This is a genomic window from Streptomyces sp. NPDC053750, assembly GCF_044544295.1.
In the GTDB taxonomy this organism is placed as follows: Bacteria; Actinomycetota; Actinomycetes; order Streptomycetales; family Streptomycetaceae; genus Streptomyces.
In genome coordinates, this window is sequence record NZ_JBITXB010000002.1 from 841,671 (window position 1) to 859,235 (window position 17,565).

At 71.9% G+C, this 17,565-nt stretch carries 13 protein-coding genes; 8 read left to right on the top strand and 5 right to left on the bottom strand.

The window, feature by feature from the left end:
• Positions 1 to 14: 14 nt before the first annotated feature.
• Entirely contained in the window at positions 15 to 875 is an 861-nt protein-coding gene (locus ACIGO6_RS09200; protein WP_399873636.1) for a carbohydrate ABC transporter permease, read from the bottom strand.
• Positions 876 to 963: 88 nt separating this feature from the next.
• The gene (locus ACIGO6_RS09205; protein WP_399873415.1) at positions 964 to 1,911 is read right to left on the bottom strand and encodes an ABC transporter permease; all 948 of its coding nucleotides are present in this window, start codon (positions 1,909 to 1,911) and stop codon (positions 964 to 966) included.
• Between the two features lie 338 nt (positions 1,912 to 2,249).
• On the opposite strand from ACIGO6_RS09205, the gene ACIGO6_RS09210 reads away from it, so the two are divergent.
• From ACIGO6_RS09210 to ACIGO6_RS09230, 5 genes are all read left to right on the top strand, one after another.
• Positions 2,250 to 3,236, top strand: a complete 987-nt coding sequence (locus ACIGO6_RS09210; protein WP_399873417.1) for a hydroxyacid dehydrogenase — start codon at positions 2,250 to 2,252, stop codon at positions 3,234 to 3,236.
• Between the two features lie 62 nt (positions 3,237 to 3,298).
• Positions 3,299 to 4,387 carry a LacI family DNA-binding transcriptional regulator gene (locus ACIGO6_RS09215; protein ID WP_399873420.1) on the top strand — a complete coding sequence of 363 codons (1,089 nt, stop codon included), beginning with the start codon at positions 3,299 to 3,301 and terminating at the stop codon, positions 4,385 to 4,387.
• Positions 4,388 to 4,562: 175 nt separating this feature from the next.
• Positions 4,563 to 5,933, top strand: coding sequence for a M60 family metallopeptidase (locus ACIGO6_RS09220; RefSeq protein ID WP_399873422.1), 1,371 nt, complete (start codon positions 4,563 to 4,565; stop codon positions 5,931 to 5,933).
• 20 nt (positions 5,934 to 5,953) lie between these two features.
• Positions 5,954 to 8,389, top strand: coding sequence for a polysaccharide lyase 8 family protein (locus ACIGO6_RS09225; RefSeq protein WP_399873425.1), 2,436 nt, complete (start codon positions 5,954 to 5,956; stop codon positions 8,387 to 8,389).
• Positions 8,390 to 8,410: 21 nt separating this feature from the next.
• Positions 8,411 to 10,330 carry a DUF2264 domain-containing protein gene (locus ACIGO6_RS09230; protein WP_399873426.1) on the top strand — a complete coding sequence of 640 codons (1,920 nt, stop codon included), beginning with the start codon at positions 8,411 to 8,413 and terminating at the stop codon, positions 10,328 to 10,330.
• A gap of 20 nt (positions 10,331 to 10,350) precedes the next feature.
• Here the strand turns inward: ACIGO6_RS09230 and ACIGO6_RS09235 are convergent, their stop codons facing one another.
• Positions 10,351 to 11,334, bottom strand: a complete 984-nt coding sequence (locus ACIGO6_RS09235; RefSeq protein ID WP_399873429.1) for a LuxR family transcriptional regulator — start codon at positions 11,332 to 11,334, stop codon at positions 10,351 to 10,353.
• Positions 11,335 to 11,500: 166 nt separating this feature from the next.
• On the opposite strand from ACIGO6_RS09235, the gene ACIGO6_RS09240 reads away from it, so the two are divergent.
• Both ACIGO6_RS09240 and ACIGO6_RS09245 read left to right on the top strand, forming a co-directional pair.
• Positions 11,501 to 12,913, top strand: coding sequence for an aminopeptidase P family protein (locus ACIGO6_RS09240; RefSeq protein ID WP_399873431.1), 1,413 nt, complete (start codon positions 11,501 to 11,503; stop codon positions 12,911 to 12,913).
• Between the two features lie 82 nt (positions 12,914 to 12,995).
• Positions 12,996 to 13,466: a GNAT family N-acetyltransferase gene (locus ACIGO6_RS09245; RefSeq protein ID WP_399873432.1), complete on the top strand. Its 471-nt coding sequence runs from the start codon at positions 12,996 to 12,998 to the stop codon at positions 13,464 to 13,466.
• A 565-nt stretch (positions 13,467 to 14,031) separates the two neighbouring features.
• On the opposite strand, the gene ACIGO6_RS09250 is transcribed toward ACIGO6_RS09245, so the two are convergent.
• Complete coding sequence (locus ACIGO6_RS09250) at positions 14,032 to 14,601, bottom strand: DM13 domain-containing protein (RefSeq protein ID WP_399873435.1); 570 nt, start codon at positions 14,599 to 14,601, stop codon at positions 14,032 to 14,034.
• A gap of 231 nt (positions 14,602 to 14,832) precedes the next feature.
• Positions 14,833 to 16,167, bottom strand: a complete 1,335-nt coding sequence (locus tag ACIGO6_RS09255; protein WP_399873438.1) for a hypothetical protein — start codon at positions 16,165 to 16,167, stop codon at positions 14,833 to 14,835.
• Positions 16,168 to 16,280: 113 nt separating this feature from the next.
• Here ACIGO6_RS09255 and ACIGO6_RS09260 point away from each other — a divergent pair, with 113 nt between their 5' ends.
• The gene (locus ACIGO6_RS09260; RefSeq protein WP_399873440.1) at positions 16,281 to 17,531 is read left to right on the top strand and encodes a molybdopterin-dependent oxidoreductase; all 1,251 of its coding nucleotides are present in this window, start codon (positions 16,281 to 16,283) and stop codon (positions 17,529 to 17,531) included.
• The last annotated feature ends 34 nt before the right edge of the window (positions 17,532 to 17,565 follow it).

Here is a 17,565-nt window from a genome sequence, read left to right on the forward strand (position 1 = left end):
GGAACTGCTCGCGCTCAGCCCTTGACGGCCCCGGTGAGCACGCCCTTGGTGAAGTAGCGCTGGAGGAAGGGGTAGACGAGCAGGATCGGCACGACGGCGATCACCAGGACCGCCATCTGCACGGCCTGCTGCGGGGCGAGTGCCTCGCCGGCGGAGACGCTGTTGAGGCTCTGGCCCTGGAGGACGTAGGTGCGCAGCACCATCGGCAGCGGCCACTTGTCGGAGTCGTTGAGGTACAGGAGCGCGTTGAAGAAGGCGTTCCAGTACGTGACGGCGTAGAAGAGGCTGATCACGGCGAGCACGGCCTTGGACAGCGGCAGCACCACCCGTACGAGGACGGTCAGGTCGCCCGCTCCGTCGACCTTCGCCGCGTCGTACAGCTCCTCGGGCAGGTTCATGAAGAAGGACCGCAGGACGACCAGGTTGAACGCGCTGACCAGGGTGGGCAGTACCAGCGCCGCGTAGGTGTCGTAGAGGCCGAGGCCCTTGACGAGCAGGAAGTTGGGGATGATCCCCGCGTTGAACAGCATGGTGAACAGTGCCGTCATCAGGATGAAGCGGGAGCCCGTGACCTCGCGGCGGGACAGCCCGTAGGCCATGCCGATCGTGGCAAGGAGGCTGGCGAGCGTACCGACGACGGTGATGCCGACGCTGACCAGCAGCGCCCGGGTCACGACGCCGCCGGTGAAGATGGTGCGGTAGGCGTCGAGCGTGGGGTGGTCGGGCCACAGGACGAGGCCCGTGGAGCGGATGATGTCGCTCTGGGAGGCGAAGCTGGTGCCGATGACACCGAGCAGCGGGTAGGCCACGGCGGCTACCACGATCACGAGGGCCACGCCCTTGGCCAGCCGGCCGGCGAGGGTCGGCTTCTCCATCCACGGCGGCCGGCCGTCGGACTTCTTCACCGCGGGGCGGCCGGCCCGCTTCGGCGGCTGCGTGGGTACGGAACCGGGCTGTGTCTTCTCAGCGGTCAGCACCGCGGTACACCCCTTCGTGGCCGAGGCGGTGGGCGAGTTTGTTCGCGCCCAGGACGAGTGCGGTGCCGATGACGGCCTTGACCAGGCCGACGGCGGCGGCGACGCCCCAGTCGTTGTCCTTGATGCCGTGGTAGTAGACGTAGGTGTCCAGGACCTCACCGGCGTCCGGGCCGACCGCGTCGCGCTGGAGCAGGATCTGCTCGAAGCCGACGGAGAGGATCTGCCCGAGGTTGAGGATGAGCAGGAGGATCAGGACGGGGGCGATGCCCGGCAGGGTGACGTGCCAGAGCCTGCGCCCGGGGCCGGCGCCGTCGATCGCGGCCGCCTCGTACTGCTGTCTGTCGATGTTGAGCAGCGCGGCGAGGATGATGATCGTGCCCCAGCCCGCGTCCTTCCAGGCCACCTGGAGGGTGAGGAGCCAGGGGAATGCGTCGGGGTCGCTCATCATGTCGTAGCGCGGCAGACCGAGCCCCGCGAGGACGTCGGGCAGGAGGCCGGCGCCGCCCAGGAGCTGCTGGAAGATCGAGACGATGATCACCCAGCCGATGAAGTGCGGCAGGTAGACCACGCTCTGCACGAAGCGTCTGATGCGGTCGCTGGTGATGCTGTTGAGCAGCAGGGCCAGGGCCACGGGGACCGGGAAGAAGAACACCAGCTGGATGAGGGCGATCTCCAGGGTGTTGGACGTCGCCGTCCAGAACGCCGTCTCACCGAACGCCGCGGTGAAGTTGGAGAAGCCCACCCAGACGCTGTGCATGTACCCGAGGTACGGCTCGTAGTCCTGGAACGCGACGACGTAACCGAGCAGCGGCACATAGTGGAACACGATGAAGTAGAGCAGTCCGGGCAGTGCGAGCAGCAGCATCACCCGGTCCCGCTTGATCCGTTGCCACAGGGTCCGGTCCTTCGGCAGCGGGGGTGCTGATTCAGCCATGGCGCGTCCTGTTCGGCTGGGTGGCGCTTGGTGACCTTCTGCGGCGGCAAGTTAGTAAGCGGTTAACCCCACCGTCAATAGATGTGGAGGAACGGCTGTGTTACACATCGCTCCCCGTGTGGATTTCCGCAGGACGTACCCGTAAAAGGCGTTCAAAAGCGCCCAGTTGAGCGGTCCCGATGCTTGACGGCCGGGCCCGGGGCTCCCTAGCGTGCCGGTCATTCCATAGAACACGATTACTGTCCGGAGGCAGGGTGCGAACCACCGAAGAGGTGCCGGCTCGTTCCGGGGCCGATGGAACATCGACGGCACCCAGGCGGCCGCGCACGGTGCTGGTCATGAGTCCCGGACTGCTCGACGTCGTCTTCCCGCCACCCGTGCGGGCCCGGCTGGAGGACATCGCCGACCTGAACGCCCCCTGCGTCATCAGCGAGTTCGTCTCGCCGGACGCCGCGGCGGCCCTGGCCGGAGCGGAGGTCCTGCTGACCGGCTGGGGGTGCCCGCCGGTCGACGCGGAACTGCTCGCACGGGCACCCGCCGTACGGGCCGTGATCCACGCGGCGGGAACGGTCAAGACGTTCCTGTCCCCGGCCGCCTTCGACCGGGGCATCGTCGTCTCCTCCGCCGCGGCGGCCAACGCCGTGCCGGTCGCCGAGTACACGCTGGCCGCCATCATCATGGGCGCGAAACGGGTGTTCCCGCTGGCCGAGCTGTTCCGCTCCCGTCGCACCCACCGCACCGGGGCCGACCTGGACCGTCAGCACTGGCTCGGTACGCACGGGCTGACCGTCGGGGTCGTCGGCGCCTCCCGGATCGGCCGCCGGGTCGTCGAACTCCTGCGGATCCTCGACGCCGACGTCCTGCTGTACGACCCCTACGTCACCCACGACGAGGCGCTCCGGCTCGGGGTCACCCCCACCGACCTGGACACCCTGGTGGCCAGGAGCGACGTGGTCACCGTCCACGCCCCCGAGACCCCCGAGACCCGCGGCATGATCGACGCCCGCCGGATCGGCCTGATGCGGCCGGGCACCCTGCTGGTCAACACGGCGCGGGGTGCCCTGGTGGACACCGAGGCGCTGACGGAACACCTGGTCCAGGGGCGGCTGGACGCGGTGCTCGACGTGACCTCCCCGGAGCCCCTGCCGAAGGGGCACCCCCTGTGGGACCTGCCGAACGTCTTCATCACCCCGCACCTGGCGGGCGCCCAGGGCAACGAGGTCGGGCGCCTCGGCGCGCTGGCCGTCGACGAGCTGGAGCGCTACGCGGACGGCCGGGCGTTCGCGCACCCGGTGCACCGGGACGACCTGGGGCGGATCGCGTGAACGCCCAGGGACCGCAGGCTCTAGGCTCTTCGTCACACGACAGTCAGCAGGGGGTGCACCGGATGCCCAGGCAGAGCACGGCCGCGGACGGGCAGCGGCGGGCCACGGTCACCGACGTGGCGCGCCTCGCCGGCGTCTCCACGGCGACCGTCTCGCGCGTACTGAACCGGAACTACCCGGTGGCGCAGGCCACCCGGGAACGGGTCGAGTCCGCGATGCGCGAGCTCGGCTACGTGGTCAACGCGCACGCCCGCGCCCTCGCCGGCGTCTCGAACCGCACGGTCGGCATCATCGTCAACGAAGTCGTCGACCCCTTCTACGCGTACATCGCCCGCGGAGTGGAGCGGGAGGCCACGCTGGGCGGCCGGCTCTGTCTGGTCTGCTGCACCCAGGGCGACCCGCAGCGCGAGCTGGCCTTCGTCGAGCTGATGCACGAGAGGCGGGCCGACGCGGTCATCGTGGTCGGCGGCAGCATCGCCGACCGGGCCTACACATCGGAACTGGCCCGCAGGGCACGGGAGCTGGACGCGGACGGATCGAAGCTCGTGCTGTGCGGCCGGCCGCCGCTCGGCGAGCACGTCCCCACCGTGTCGGTCGAGTACGACAACGAGGGCGGCGCCTTCGCCATCACCGACCACCTCCTGATGCAGGGCCACGAGCGCATCCTGTACCTGGGCGGGCCGCCCAGGCTCTCCACCACCCGCGACCGGCTGGCCGGGCACCGCCGCGCGCTCGAACTGCGCGGAGTGACGCCCGACCCGGAACTGGTCCACCCCGGAGCGTTCAGCCGCGGCTTCGGCCACCGGCGTATGGCGGAACTGCTCCGGGACGGGCCGGAGTTCACCGCGGTGTTCGCCGCCAACGACATGGTCGCCGCCGGTGCCGCCCAGGCGCTGGAGGAGGCCGGACGGAGGGTGCCGAAGGACATCTCCCTGGTGGGCTACGACGACATCCCGGTCGCGCAGGAGATGCGGCCCAAGCTGACCACGGTGCATGTGCCGCTGGAGGAGATGGGCCGCCAGGCCGTGCGCCTGGCCGTGTCCGGCGGCGACGAGGACGACTGGCGCGAACCGACGACCGGTGCGCTGCGGCTGGGCACGCACATCGTGGTACGCGAGTCCGTGGCACCCCGGACCGCGAAGAGCGGTTGACTGTGACCGATTACTGCACACCCTGTCCCTGATGGACCTCAGCAAGCCATAGAAAAAGGCAGTAACTTCCCCACCCCTCTTGCGGCCTCGTGGTAACCGCTTACATGCTGTCGCGGAGTTCCTCGCGCCCCGCACGCCTCCGTCCCGCGCCCATCCACCGCAGGGAGAGTTCCGCATGCGCACTTCGACGCCCTCCGCGTCCCCCTCGCCCGCCACGCCCGCGCCGTCCTCCGTCAGCCGCCGCGCCGTCCTCGCCTCGGCGGCGGGCGCCGGAGCCCTGGCTGCGCTCGGCGCCGCCGGACCGGCCTCGGCACGCGGCCGACGGCCCCAGGCCGCCGCCCTCGTCACCGCGCGGCCGGCCGGCGAGACCGAACGGCTCCGGCTCGGACAGGCCCTGCGGGGAAGCGAGTTCCACCCCACGGGGCTGTACGCCGAGCCCGGCTCCGCCCTCGCGCTCACGGTCCGGCCGCACGACGACCTCGTCCCCACCCTCTGGATCGGCGCCTGGGACTACTACGGGGAGATCAAGGAGCCCCGCAGGTATCCCCTGGTCGCCGGCGCCAACACGGTGACCGACCCGCACGGCGGCCCGGTCTATCTGACGCTCACCGGCGACGGCGAGCAGGCGAGCGTCCTGTTCCGCTCGGGCGCCGTACCGATGCCCGTGTTCACCCTGGGCGAGACCACGGAGGCCGTGTACCAGCAGCGCCTCGACACACTGGCCGCCAGCCCGTACGTCGAGCTCCACGCCCCGAACACCATCATGACCCTCACCCGCGAGGGCGCGCTCCTGCACCGCGACGAGGACCACACCGCGCTGCTGGAGCTGATCGAGACGATCACCGACTCGCACGCACGGATCAGCGGTCTGGACGGATCACGCCCGGTGCACCGGAGGAAGGCGGGGCCGTACCACTTCACCGAGGTCACCAAGGTGCCCACTGGTGTCGGCGCCTACGCCACACACGGCTACAACGGCTTCCCGCGCGCCTACCTGGACCGGGCCACCACCGTCACCGGACTGCGGACCCGCGGCTGGGGCTTCTACCACGAACTGGGCCACCTGCATCAGCAGTACGCCTACAAGCCGGGCGGCCTCACCGAGGTCACCGTCAACATCTACTCACTGGCCGCGCAGCGCACCCTGGGACAGCCGTCCAACCTGCTGACGGTCGACGCCACCACGGGCCTGAACCACTTCCAGTCCGCGCGGCGCAAGTTCGGCACGGCCGGACTGACCTACGAGAAGTCCTTCGGCGCGTACGAGAAACTCGTGCCCCTGCGCCAGCTGGAGCTGGCGTTCGGCGACGACTTCTGGCCCCGCCTGCACAAGCTGGTACGGGAGGAGAACCCCCAGTCCGACTACACGGAGAACGCCAAGCGCTACCGGGCCCTGGCCACCTACTCCAGCCGTATCGCGGGGTACGACCTCACCGACTTCTTCGTGCACACCTGGGCCTTCCCGATCGACGCCACCGGCAGGGCGGAGCTGGCCGCGCTGCACCTGCCGCAACCGCCCGTCGATCCCAGCACGCTCACCGACTGACCGGGACGAAAGGACCCCCTGTGCGACTCACCAGACGCTCCCTCCTGACGGCGACCGCGGCGACCGGTGCCGCCGCGCTCGTCACCCCGGCAGGCCCGGCACACGCCGCGACACCCACCGCGCCCGCGGTGGCCGACGGAGCCGGTGCCCCCGCCGAGGCCGACGTTCCCGCGCTCCTCGAGCGTGCCGAGGCCCTGCTCACCGGCGGAGACCTCGACCCCGCCGACCCCGGCCTCGCCGCGGCCGTCGCCGCGTTGGACACCACGGCCAAGACCCTGTGGGAGACCCTCGACCGCAACCCCGCACGCACCGCCCTCTGGGCCGAGCTCGCCCCGGTGGCCGACCCCGGCAACTTCGGGCAGAGCTACACCAGGCTGCGCACCATCGCCACCGCCTGGGCCACGCCCGGCACCTCGCTCACCGCGGACCCCGCGGTGGCCGACGCGCTCGTGGCCGCGCTGCGCTTCGCCCACGACGCCGCCTACAACGCGACCAGGCGCGAGACGGGCAACTGGTGGTTCTGGGAGATCGGTGCTCCTCGCGCCCTGATGGACACCGCCGTCCTGCTGCGCGACCGGCTGCCGGCCGCCGACCTCGCGGACTACCTGTCCGTCGTCGACCGGTTCTGCCCCGACGCGGACCGCCGCACCAACGCCCCCACGCTCGCAGAAACCGGCGCCAACCGCGCCGACAAGGCCGTGATCGTCGCCCTGCGCGGTCTGCTCGGCCAGGACGCCACCAAGATCGTATCGGCCCGGGACGCCCTGTCCGACGTACGGGACGCCGGGCGCAACAGCCTGTTCCGGTACGTCTCCTCGGGCGACGGCTTCTACGAGGACGGTTCGTTCGTCCAGCACGGCACGGTCGCCTACACCGGCACGTACGGCGTGGTCCTCCTCGGCGGCATCGCCCACCTCCTCTCGCTGCTGGCCGGTTCCCCGTGGGAGGTCACCGACCCCCAGGTCTCGGTGCTGTACGAGGCCGTCGAGCGGAGCTTCACGCCGGTGATCTTCGAGGGGCTGATGATGGACGCCGTGCGCGGCCGCGCCGTCTCCAGGGAGCGGGCCGGCGACCACCGCGACGGCGCGGCGGCAGTCGCGGCGATCCTGCTGCTGGCGACCGGCGCACCCGGGACGTACGCCGACCGCTGGCGGGCGCTCGCCAAGGGCTGGCTGACCCGCAACCGCACCACACCCTTCGCCACGCTCGCCGGTCTGCCTCAACTCGTCCTCGCCAAGGACGTCATGGACGACGCCGGCGTCGTCGCCCGGCAGCGGACCGGCGGCCTCCACGTCTTCGCCGACATGGACCGCGTCGTCCACCACCGCCCGCGCTGGGCGTACGCCCTCTCGCTCTCCTCGAGGCGCATCGCGGCGTACGAGGCGGGAAACGGGGAGAACCTGCACGGCTGGTACACCGGCGACGGCATGGCCCACCTCTACGACACGGACGACCTGGCGCAGTTCAACGACGCCTTCTGGCCGACCGTAGACCCGTACCGGCTGCCCGGAACGACGGTCGACACCCGGCGGCGCACCGACCTCGGCACGGGCGGCGGCACGTCCACCTACCGCCCGGCCAACACCGTCGCGGGCGGCTCGGTGCTCCACGACCGTTACGGTGCCGTCGCGATGGAACTGATCGGCGCGTCCGGCAGCACCTTGCGGGCGAAGAAGTCGTGGTTCCTGATCGACGACGCGGTGATCTCCCTCGGCGCGGACATCACCGCCACCGACGGCCGCACCGTCGAGACGGTCGTCGAGAACCGCAACCTGGGGCGCGAGGGCAGGCCACGCCTGGTGATCGACGGCGTCCGGCAACCCGACGAGCAGGGCTGGTCGGGGCGGTTCGGCCGGGCCGGATGGGCGCACGTGGACGGCGTCGGCGGCTATGTCTTCCCCGTGGCGACCGCACTGCACGCCCTGCGGGAGGAACGCACCGGTACCTGGCGGGACATCAACACCGGTGCGGACACGGCCGGTTCGGCGACCCCGGTCACCCGGCGCTATCTCACTCTCTGGATCGATCACGGGGTCTCGCCCACCGGGGCCGGGTACGCCCACGCCCTGCTGCCCGGTGCGTCCGCCACCGCCACCGCCGCCTGGGCACGCTCCCGTCCGGTGCACGTGGTCGCCAACGACGCCGCCGTCCAGGCCGTGCAGGCCCGCCGGCTCGGCCTGACCGCGGCGAACTTCTGGACCGCGGGCACGGCGGCCGGGATCAGCTCCTCGGGCCCGGCCTCGGTGCTGGTCCTGCGGCGCGGTCACCGGATCTCGGTGGCCGTGTCCGACCCCGGCCGCGCCCTGACCACGGTCGGCGTCGAGCTGCCGTTCCGCGTGCGCGCCGTGGCCGAGGCGGACGACACGGTCGGCGTCACCCCCGGCCGCAGAGGCCGTCTCACCGTCGCGGTCGGCGGGTCGCGCGGCCACACCCACCGCGCGGAACTCATCCAGTAGACCGTCCCGAGGAGAAGCACGATGTCCGTCGCACCGCATCTGCACCTGCCGCCGACCGACCGGGTCCTGTCCCCACGGACCGGATGGACCCGCGCCCACTGGGAGGCGACGGCCGACCGGATGCTGGACGCGCTCGTGCCGTACGCGACACCCGGCTTCGCCCAGTACCGGCTGCCGGGCCGCGGCAGCTGGTCGGGTGTCGTGTCGGACGGACTCGAAGGGTTCGCCCGGTCCTTCCTGCTCGCGGCCTTCCGGACCGCCGGCGCGGGCGGCGCCGTGGACCCGGCACTGACCGAGCGCTACGCGGCCGGGCTCGCGGCGGGCACGGACCGCGGCGGCAAGGAGGCCTGGCCCGCGCTGACGGACTGTTCGCAGCAGATGGTCGAGGCGGCCTCCATCGCCGTCGCCCTGCACGAGAGCCGCCCCTGGATCTGGGACCGCCTGGACGCCGGGGTGCAGGAACGGGTCGTCGACTGGTTCTCCGGCTTCGTCGGCGGGCGGACCTGGGACAACAACTGGCGACTCTTCCAGGTGGTGTCGGAGGAGTTCCTGGCCTCGGTGGGCGCCCCGCACAGCCGCCGGGACATCGAGTCCGGCCTCGACCGGATCGAGGACTGGTACCGGGGCGGCGGCTGGTACACCGACGGGGACGGCCGGAACTACGACTACTACAACGGCTGGGCACTGCACCTCTACCCGCTCCTGTGGTCACGGATCGCGAAGGACGACGGAGGCCGGACGGCGGTCCACCGGGAACGCCTGAGCAGGTTCCTCGAGGACTACCTCCACTTCTTCGGCGCGGACGGCGCGCCCGTGCACCAGGGACGCTCGCTCGCCTACCGCTTCGCCGCCCTGGCCCCGGTGTGGACCGGCGTGCTGGCCGACTGCACGCCGCTCGCCCCCGGACTGTCGCGGCGCCTGGCCTCCGGCACGTTGCGGCACTTCGTCGAGCACGGTGTCCCCGACGAACGCGGGCTGCTGCCGCTCGGCTGGTACGACACCTTCCTCCCCGTCACCCAGCCCTACTCCGGCCCGGCCTCCCCGTACTGGGCGAGCAAGGCCTTCCTCGGGCTGCTGCTGCCGGCGGACCACCCGGTCTGGACGGAGCGGGAACTGCCCCTGCCCGTCGAGGAGTCCGACACCCGCAGGACGCTCCCGGCGCCGGGCTGGCTGCTGCACGGCACCCGGCACGACGGCATCGTCAGGCTCATCAACCACGGCAGCGACCACCAGCCGCCCCCGGCCGAAGACGCCGACCCGGCCCACGGCGACGACGACCCGCACTACGCGAAGCTCGCCTACTCGACCGCCACGGCCCCGGAGACCGCCCCGCACGCGGTGGCGCGGGCCGTCGACAACCACCTGGCGCTCCTGACACCGAGCGGCGCACCGTCACGGCGCACCCGGATCCACCCCCTTCGCTGCGAGGAAGGGATCGCCGCGTCCTGGTACGCCGCACGCCTCCCGGGCGACGACCACCGGTACCGCGTGGAGACCACCAGCGTGCTGCACGGCCCGTGGGAGATCCGCGTCCACCGGATCGAAGCACCCGAAGGCGCGTCGGTGCGGGAGGGCGGGCACGCGGTGGCACACGCGGAGAGCCCCGCCGCGCTGACCGGGCCGGGCTGGGCGCTGGCCCGTACGGCCGACGGACTCAGCAGCGCCGTCATCGCGCTGCACGGCTGGGGCGACGACACGGAGGAGGGCACCGCGGAGGTGGCCCGGGACGTCCAGTCGAACGCCTTCGGGCCCCGCTCCGCGATCCCGTACCTGCGTCTCGACCGGCACCCCGGGGGGCGCAGCACGCATGTGTCCCTGGTGGCGCTGTCCCGCGACCGGATCCACCCGGGGGCGCTGCGCGAGGTGGTGTCCGTGCGGGCGGGCGCCGGGAGTCCCACGGTGTCGCTCGCGTTCCTGGACGGCACGACGATCGAGGTGTGAGGGAGCCGGCGTCGGCCGGGTCAGAGCCAGCCCGAGCGCTGCGCCTGCAGAGCCATCTGGAAGCGGTTCGCGGCGCCGAGCCGCGTCATCAGGATCTGGAGGCGCCGGAACAGCGTACGGCGGCTGATGCCCAGTTCACGGGCGACGACCTCGTCCGTCGCGCCGCCGGCCAGCAGGCGGAGCAGCCGGCGGTCGTCGGGCGGGAGCCCGGCGGGGCGAGCGGTGCGGCCGTGGAGGGGCAGGGCGTTCTGCCAGGCCTGCTCGAACAGGGCGGTGAGCGCGGACAGCAGGCCGCAGGGCTGCACCACCAGCATGGTGTTGTGCACGTCGGCCTCCTTGATCGACAACGACACCAGCGCGTACGCCTCATCGATGATCAGGAGCTTCACCGGCACCGACGGCAGCACCCTGGCCTGCTCGCCCGCCTCGATGCAGGGTTCGATGACGTCCTTCAGATGGCCGGGGTGCTCCAGCGACTCCCGCGAGTAGACGACGCGCTGCCTCACCCCGCGGGCCAGCGTCGCCAGGGCGTCGTCGGTCGCACTGGCCAGCGGCGCGTACGGAGGGGACTCGAACTGCCGGATCTGCTCGCGGGCGCTGGCCCACGCGTGGCGCATCCTCGGCCCGACGGCCTCCCCGGTGACGACCTCGACGAGATCGTCGTTGTAGGCGGCGAGCCGGCGGCGCCGGAACGACTCGAACGCGCCTCCGACGGCGATGCGCGACTCCTCGAGCTCGGCCGCCCGGTGCCGGGCGAGGATCTCCAGGCCCGCCGCGGGCGGCACCGGCGCCACCACGTCCCCGTCCCCGGCCGCGGCACTGGCCAGGCCGGCGTCCGCCAGTTCGCCGTACGCCGCGGCGAGGTCGGCCCCGCCCAGCCCGGCCGCCGCGCCGACCGCCTCCAGGGGAGCGGGGGCCAGCTCCAGCAGGGCCAGGTAGACCCGGCACGTCGTGTCGTCGAGCCCCAGCATCCGGAGGGCATCGCCGAGTTTCCCGTTCTCCATGGGGCGATTGTCCCAGCTCCCGCCGGGTCCCTGGCCGATCAGTGCCACTGGCACGCTCGGGCACCGGGAACCGTCGCCGGGCGGTACCGTCCGAATGCCGCCCCGGAACGGCGGCGGGGTACGCCCACTCGGCAGCTCCATGGAAGCCCAACGGAAGGTGCACGACGTGTCGAACCGGCGCAAGAACAGCCTCTACCCGAGCATCTCCGCCGAGCTGTCCGCCCTGATGCGGACGGGCTGGGCCGACACGGAACGACACGACCTCCAGCCCGCCGAGCAGGCCCCGCACGCGGCCCGCCGCCGCGCCGCGCTCTCCGCACGCTTCCCCGGCGAACGCCTCGTGATCCCCTCGGGCAACCTCAAGGTCCGCTCCAACGACGACACCTACCCCTTCCGGCCGTACACGGGCTACGTCCACATGACCGGCGACCAGGCCCGGGACGGCGCACTCGTCCTCGAACCCCGCGCGGACGGCGGCCACGACGCCTACTGCTACCAGCTGCCCCGCGACAGCAGGGACGACGACGAGTTCTGGACCGGAGCCCACGCCGAACTGTGGACGGGCCGGCGCCGCTCGCTCGCCGAAGCGGAGCGCGTACTCGGCCTGCCCTGCCGCGACGTCCGCACCGCCGTCGCCGACCTGGCCGCCGCCTCCGGCCCGCGGACCCGAATCGTCCGCGGGATCGACCCCGCCCTGGAGGCCGCCGTCACCACCGACGCCGAGCGGGACGCCGAACTGGAGGACGCGCTCAGCGACCTCCGACTCGTCAAGGACGCCTGGGAACTGGAAGAACTGCGCAAGGCCGTGGACTCCACGGTGCGCGGCTTCACCGACGTCGTCGGGGAGCTCTCCCGGGCGATCGCCTCGTCGGAGCGCTGGATCGAGGGCACCTTCTTCCGCAGGGCGCGCCTCGAGGGCAACGCGGTGGGCTACGGCTCGATCTGCGCCGCCGGCGAGCACGCCACGATCATGCACTGGACGGACAACGACGGTCCGGTGCGCCCGGGAGACCTGCTCCTGTTCGACGCCGGCGTGGAGACGCACTCCCTCTACACCGCCGACGTCACCCGCACACTGCCGATCAGCGGCACTTTCACGCCCCTGCAGCGCGAGATCTACGACGCGGTGTACGAGGCCCAGGAGGCCGGTATGGCTGCGGTCAAGCCTGGCTCCCCGTACCGCGCCTTCCACGAGGCGGCCCAGCGCCATCTCACCGCGCGGCTCGTCGAGTGGGGCTTCATCGAGGGCCCCGTCGACCGGGCGTACGAGCTGGGCCTGCAGCGGCGCTTCACCATGGCCGGCACCGGTCACATGCTCGGCCTGGACGTCCACGACTGTGCGCGGGCCCGCACGGAGGACTACGTCGACGGCGTGCTGGAGCCCGGCATGTGCCTGACCGTCGAGCCGGGCCTGTACTTCCAGGCCGACGACCTGACCGTGCCCGAGGAGTGGCGGGGCGTCGGCGTCCGGATCGAGGACGACCTCGTCGTCACCGACGACGGCCACCAGAACCTGTCGTCGGGCCTGCCCCGCGCCGCGGACGAGATCGAGGCGTGGATGGCCCGCCTGGCGGGCTGAGCCGTCCGGCACGCCCGGCTGCGAGGGGTCCGGCAGCGGACGTGCTGACGCGAGCACCGTGTGTCTGCGAGCATGCGTCACTGTGGAGATCAACGACTTTGTCGTCCGTCGCGCGGTCGCCTCCGACGCAGCTGCGGTGGCCGAGGTGTGGCTGCGGTCCTTTGCGGTGGCGCTTCCGGGCGTGCGCCGGGCGCATACGGACGACCAGGTCCGGTCCCGGTTCCGCGAGGTGGTCGTGCCGGACCAGGAGACGTGGGTGGCGACGATCGATGGCTCGGTGGTCGGGATGATGGTGCTGGACGGCGAAGACCTGGATCAGCTCTATCTCGATCCTGCCTGGCAGGACCGGGGCATCGGCGGCCGCCTCGTACACCTGGCGAAGCAGCGTCGCCCGGCCGGGTTGGCACTGTGGACTTTCCAGGTCAACGAGTCGGCGCGTCGCTTCTATGAGCGGCACGGCTTCATCGCTGCCGAGTCCACCGACGGGCACCGCAACGAGGAGCGCGAGCCGGATGTCCGGTACGTATGGCGCCCGGGGGAGCAAAGGCCCTGAGGATCGCCCACCCCAGCGGACGCCGAGCAGGCGGGGACGGCCCCCCGCCCTCCGAGGGCCCAGGCAGTCGAGGCCGCACATCCGATCACCACCACCGCCAACCCTGTGAACCTGTGCGGTCAGAGGAGCTGGGAGCCTGGAGGGCAGCTGCTGCCCAGCTGGAACAGCTCGCCCACCGTTCGTGCCGCACCGAAGGGACGGCCCTCAGCTGACGGAGACAGGCGCGTCCGGGTAGAGCACCGAGGCCTCCTTCGCCACGCACTCGTACACACCGGGCTGTGGCTGTTCAGAGGCATCTGTGAACCAGATCTCGCCAGAGGAGTAACGACGCCGGGCTGATCGCCGCTTCGTAGGAGGTGACGGTCTCGTCGTACCTGGTGGCGACGCCTCGGAAGCCGGGTGCCCCCACGCCTGTGAGAGAGCCGCCGGCGTGGGGGAGTGCGTGGTGCAGACAGGGGTGGTGTCCCGGCGGCGGGGGCGACGGTGAGGGTGAAGGCCGCGGCGATGTGCCGAGGACGGTTCCGGCGCGCTCACCCATGACTGTTCAGAGGGGGCGCGCCCACCGTCAGGCGCGGGCGAGTTCAGCGGCGCCGAAGGAGACGTCGAAGCGGTCGCACCAGATGCTCACACTGGTGTAACGGGACGGGTCGACGTCGGCCGGAACCCTGTAGTTCTGACTGCCCTTGTTCCCCTTGAGCTTGCCGAGACTGACGTACCGTCCGTCGTCGAACACGTGCCAGCCGGCCGTCCCTCGCTTCACCGGCGCATCGGTCAACCACACGCGCAGGTCGGGACCGTTGCTCGTGTCGAGGTTCTCGACCCGCACGACGTGGGAGCCGTCGGTGAGCCGTACCAGTCTCACTGTTCCCGAGGTCGCGTGCTCGTGGCTGATCAACCCGCCGCTGGCCAGGGTCACCGGTCCGGCCGGGGCCGACGTGGGAGGGGTGCCGCCGGTCGGCTCCCCGGCCGACGGCTGCGCGGGAGGCGCGGCCTCGGGCAGGGCCTCGTTGACGGTCTCTTCCTGCCACAGCTTCCATGGCTGGAACCAGTAGGACCCGAAACCACCCACGGCGACAGTCACGCCCAGCGCAACGATCACCCATGGTCTGACCAGCACACTTCGAAGACTTCCCATTGCGTCCCTCCCGACAGTCGTCGACCTGCACCCATTCAAGGCGAGAACCGGCCGACATGGGCCGCTCGGCAGATGACGAAACTCTTACGCTCCGGTCGGCCCTGCCGTGGCCCGGGAGCCGTCGTCCGGGCGACTGCGGCATCAACGGCTGGATCCGGTCCCACGACTCATCAGTGAACACTGAGCGGACAGCTGTATCCGAGCCACTGATCAGCCCGCCACAGGAGGCGCTCACCAGCCGGTGGCGAGCAGGTGGTTGAGGAGGAGGGCCAAGGCGGCCTGCGCTGCCAGCCAGGCGCGCGGGTTAGGGAGGAAAGCGCAGGCCGGCAGGAGCCACAGGGCGAAGGGGAGCCAGATGCGTTCGGTCTCCGCTTTGCTCATGCCGGACAGGTCGGCGACGAGCAGGCAGAGCAGCCCGGCGGCGACGAGGACGGTGAGGCGGACGTCCTCGGCGCGCACATCCGCACCGTGCCGCCGGACCAGCGTGGCTCGACGCAGGCCCGCCGCCGTTGCCAGGCCCGTGATGAGGACCGTGCAGGCGAGGTTGGCCCATACCCAGTAGCCGTACGGACGGACCCCGCCCGCGCCCTCGTAGTAGCGGGTCACCAGCAGGTGGTACGCCTCCCACCAGTCGAACCCGGCCACGGCGAACGCCAACGGCACCACCGCCACTCCCGCCGGCAGCGGCACGAACAGCAGCGGACGCTCCCGCACTTCGCGCCTGCCCAGCACCAGTACCGCTGCCCCGAGCACCGCGAAGAGCGTGAGCCCGTACGAGAGGTAGCAGGTCAGGCCGAACAGCAGCCCCGAGCCGGCCGCCCACCACAGCGAGCGCCCCGAGACGGCGAGGGCCAGCAGGGCCACGGCCCACGCGGCGACCGCCGCGAAGTAGCCGTCGGCGGACGTGCCCATCCACACCGCGGCCGGTGCCAGCACCAGGAAGGGCGCCGCTCGCCGGGCGAGCCGCTCGCCGGCCAGAGCGCGGACCGCCACCAGCACCGCCACGCACGCCGTCGCGCCGACGGTGATGCACCAGGCCCCGGCCCAGCCCCCGCCGCGCAGCCCGATCCGGTCGAGCAGCACGAAGGTCAGCGTGGCCGCCGGGGGATGACCGGCGACATGGGCGGGCCAGTTGTCGGGGGAGTGAAGGAGGATGTGCTGGGTGAAGTCGCGCAGGGTCGCCGGGATGTCGTTCCAACGGCCGATGACGGACAGGTACTCCTGATGGGTGGTGAGGCGGCCGGCGATGCCCCGGTGCCAGCCGTCGATCAGGGCCAACGACCAGGTCCAGGCCATCGCCGCACCCCACGCCGTGGGAAGCAGCGAGCGCCACGGCAGGCGGACGGCGACGGTCGGGCCGTACGCCACGGCCGCCACCGCGACCACGACGGCCGCCGGCGTGCCGGGGCCCACATGCGGGTCCCAGCGGCCCAGCAGCGGCGGCCAGCCGACGATCAGGTCGTCGTAGGCGAACCGGTATCGGCCGACCAGCACGGCGGCCGTCACGAGCAGCGCGGCGGCCGCGGCGGCGTACAGGTCGGGGGGAACGGAGCGGAGGCGGGTCACACCGGCACCGTAGGCACGAAGATCGCGCGTCGGTGGGTGCGCACGGCGGACGTCAGCGTTTCGTCATGGGTGGTGGACCGTTGCGGGTGCCGGTCGCGGCCTACGGTCGGACCATGCGCGACCTCGCCTCACGGCTTCCGTCCTCGCCGCGCTTTTGGCGCAGCCCTCTGCGCGGCCCCTGGTTCACCTCGGTACTCGGCCTCGTCCTGCTCGTCGGGACGAACGTGCTGTTCGTGACCGGGCTGCTCTCGTACGCCGCCTACAACCCGGACCTGTCTCCGGTCAACGACAAGACCCCGGGCAAGGGGCTCCTCGGCTTCTACCTCTTCGCCTGGCCGACCGAACCCTCCTGGTTGTACCGCCTCACCCAGGGCGTGCACGTGACCCTTGGGCTGACCCTGATTCCGGTGCTGCTGGCCAAGCTGTGGTCGGTGGTGCCGAGGCTGTTCACGCTGCCGCCGGCCCGTTCGCTCGCCCACGCGCTGGAGCGGGTCTCGCTGCTGCTGTTGGTGGGAGGCGCGCTGTTCCAGTTCGTGACCGGTGTCCTCAACGTCCAGTTGGACTACCTCTTTCCTGGCTCCTTCTATCCACTGCACTTCTACGGGGCCTGGGTCTTCTTCTCCGCGTTCCTCGTGCACGTCGCACTGAAGGCGCCGGCCGCGGTGCGCAACGTGCGGCGGATGCGTGCCGGGGGAGGGGAGGAGCATGACGGCCTGGTGGCGTCGCGGCCCGACGCGCCGACGGTGTCGCGACGCGGGGCGCTGTGGACGGTCGGCGGGGGATCGCTGCTGCTGTTCGCCACCAGCGCCGGCCGCAACTTCGACGGAGTGGCGCGCGCGACGGCCGTGCTCGCGCCGCACGGCGGGGCGGAACCGGGCAGCGGCCCGAACGGCTTCCAGATCAACAAGACCGCCGCGTACGCGGGCATCGACGCGGCCGAGACGCGCGAGGACACGTGGCGGCTCGTCCTCGTCGGCCGTACCGGAACGGTCCGCCTCGGCCGCGCCGACCTGCTGCGCCTGCCGCTCCACAGCGCCGCGTTGCCCATCGCCTGCGTCGAGGGCTGGTCCACCTCCGATCAGTGGTGGCGCGGGGTGCGGCTGCGGGATCTCGCCGCACTGGTGGGCTTCGACGGAGACCCGCCGGACGTGCTCGTCGAGTCCCTCCAGCGCCGCGGCGCCTTCCGCAGCGGCGCCCTGCGGGGCAACCAGGTGGCCGACGCGCGTTCCCTGCTCGCGCTGTACGTCAACGGAGAGACGCTCAGCCCGGACCACGGCTACCCTGCGCGGATCATCGTGCCCGCCGCGCCCGGCGTGCTGAACACCAAGTGGGTGGCGCGGATGACGTTCGGAGACCTGGGATGAACCTCCTCAGCAGGCTGAGGCCGCCGCGCCCTTC

Coding starts and splice junctions, on each gene's coding strand:
- ACIGO6_RS09205 (WP_399873415.1), bottom strand. CDS start 1,911: ATGGCTGAATCAGCACCCCCGCTGCCGAAGGACCGGACCCTGTGGCAA.
- ACIGO6_RS09215 (WP_399873420.1), top strand. CDS start 3,299: ATGCCCAGGCAGAGCACGGCCGCGGACGGGCAGCGGCGGGCCACGGTC.
- ACIGO6_RS09230 (WP_399873426.1), top strand. CDS start 8,411: ATGTCCGTCGCACCGCATCTGCACCTGCCGCCGACCGACCGGGTCCTG.
- ACIGO6_RS09220 (WP_399873422.1), top strand. CDS start 4,563: ATGCGCACTTCGACGCCCTCCGCGTCCCCCTCGCCCGCCACGCCCGCG.
- ACIGO6_RS09200 (WP_399873636.1), bottom strand. CDS start 875: ATGGAGAAGCCGACCCTCGCCGGCCGGCTGGCCAAGGGCGTGGCCCTC.
- ACIGO6_RS09260 (WP_399873440.1), top strand. CDS start 16,281: ATGCGCGACCTCGCCTCACGGCTTCCGTCCTCGCCGCGCTTTTGGCGC.
- ACIGO6_RS09235 (WP_399873429.1), bottom strand. CDS start 11,334: ATGGAGAACGGGAAACTCGGCGATGCCCTCCGGATGCTGGGGCTCGAC.
- ACIGO6_RS09210 (WP_399873417.1), top strand. CDS start 2,250: ATGAGTCCCGGACTGCTCGACGTCGTCTTCCCGCCACCCGTGCGGGCC.
- ACIGO6_RS09250 (WP_399873435.1), bottom strand. CDS start 14,601: ATGGGAAGTCTTCGAAGTGTGCTGGTCAGACCATGGGTGATCGTTGCG.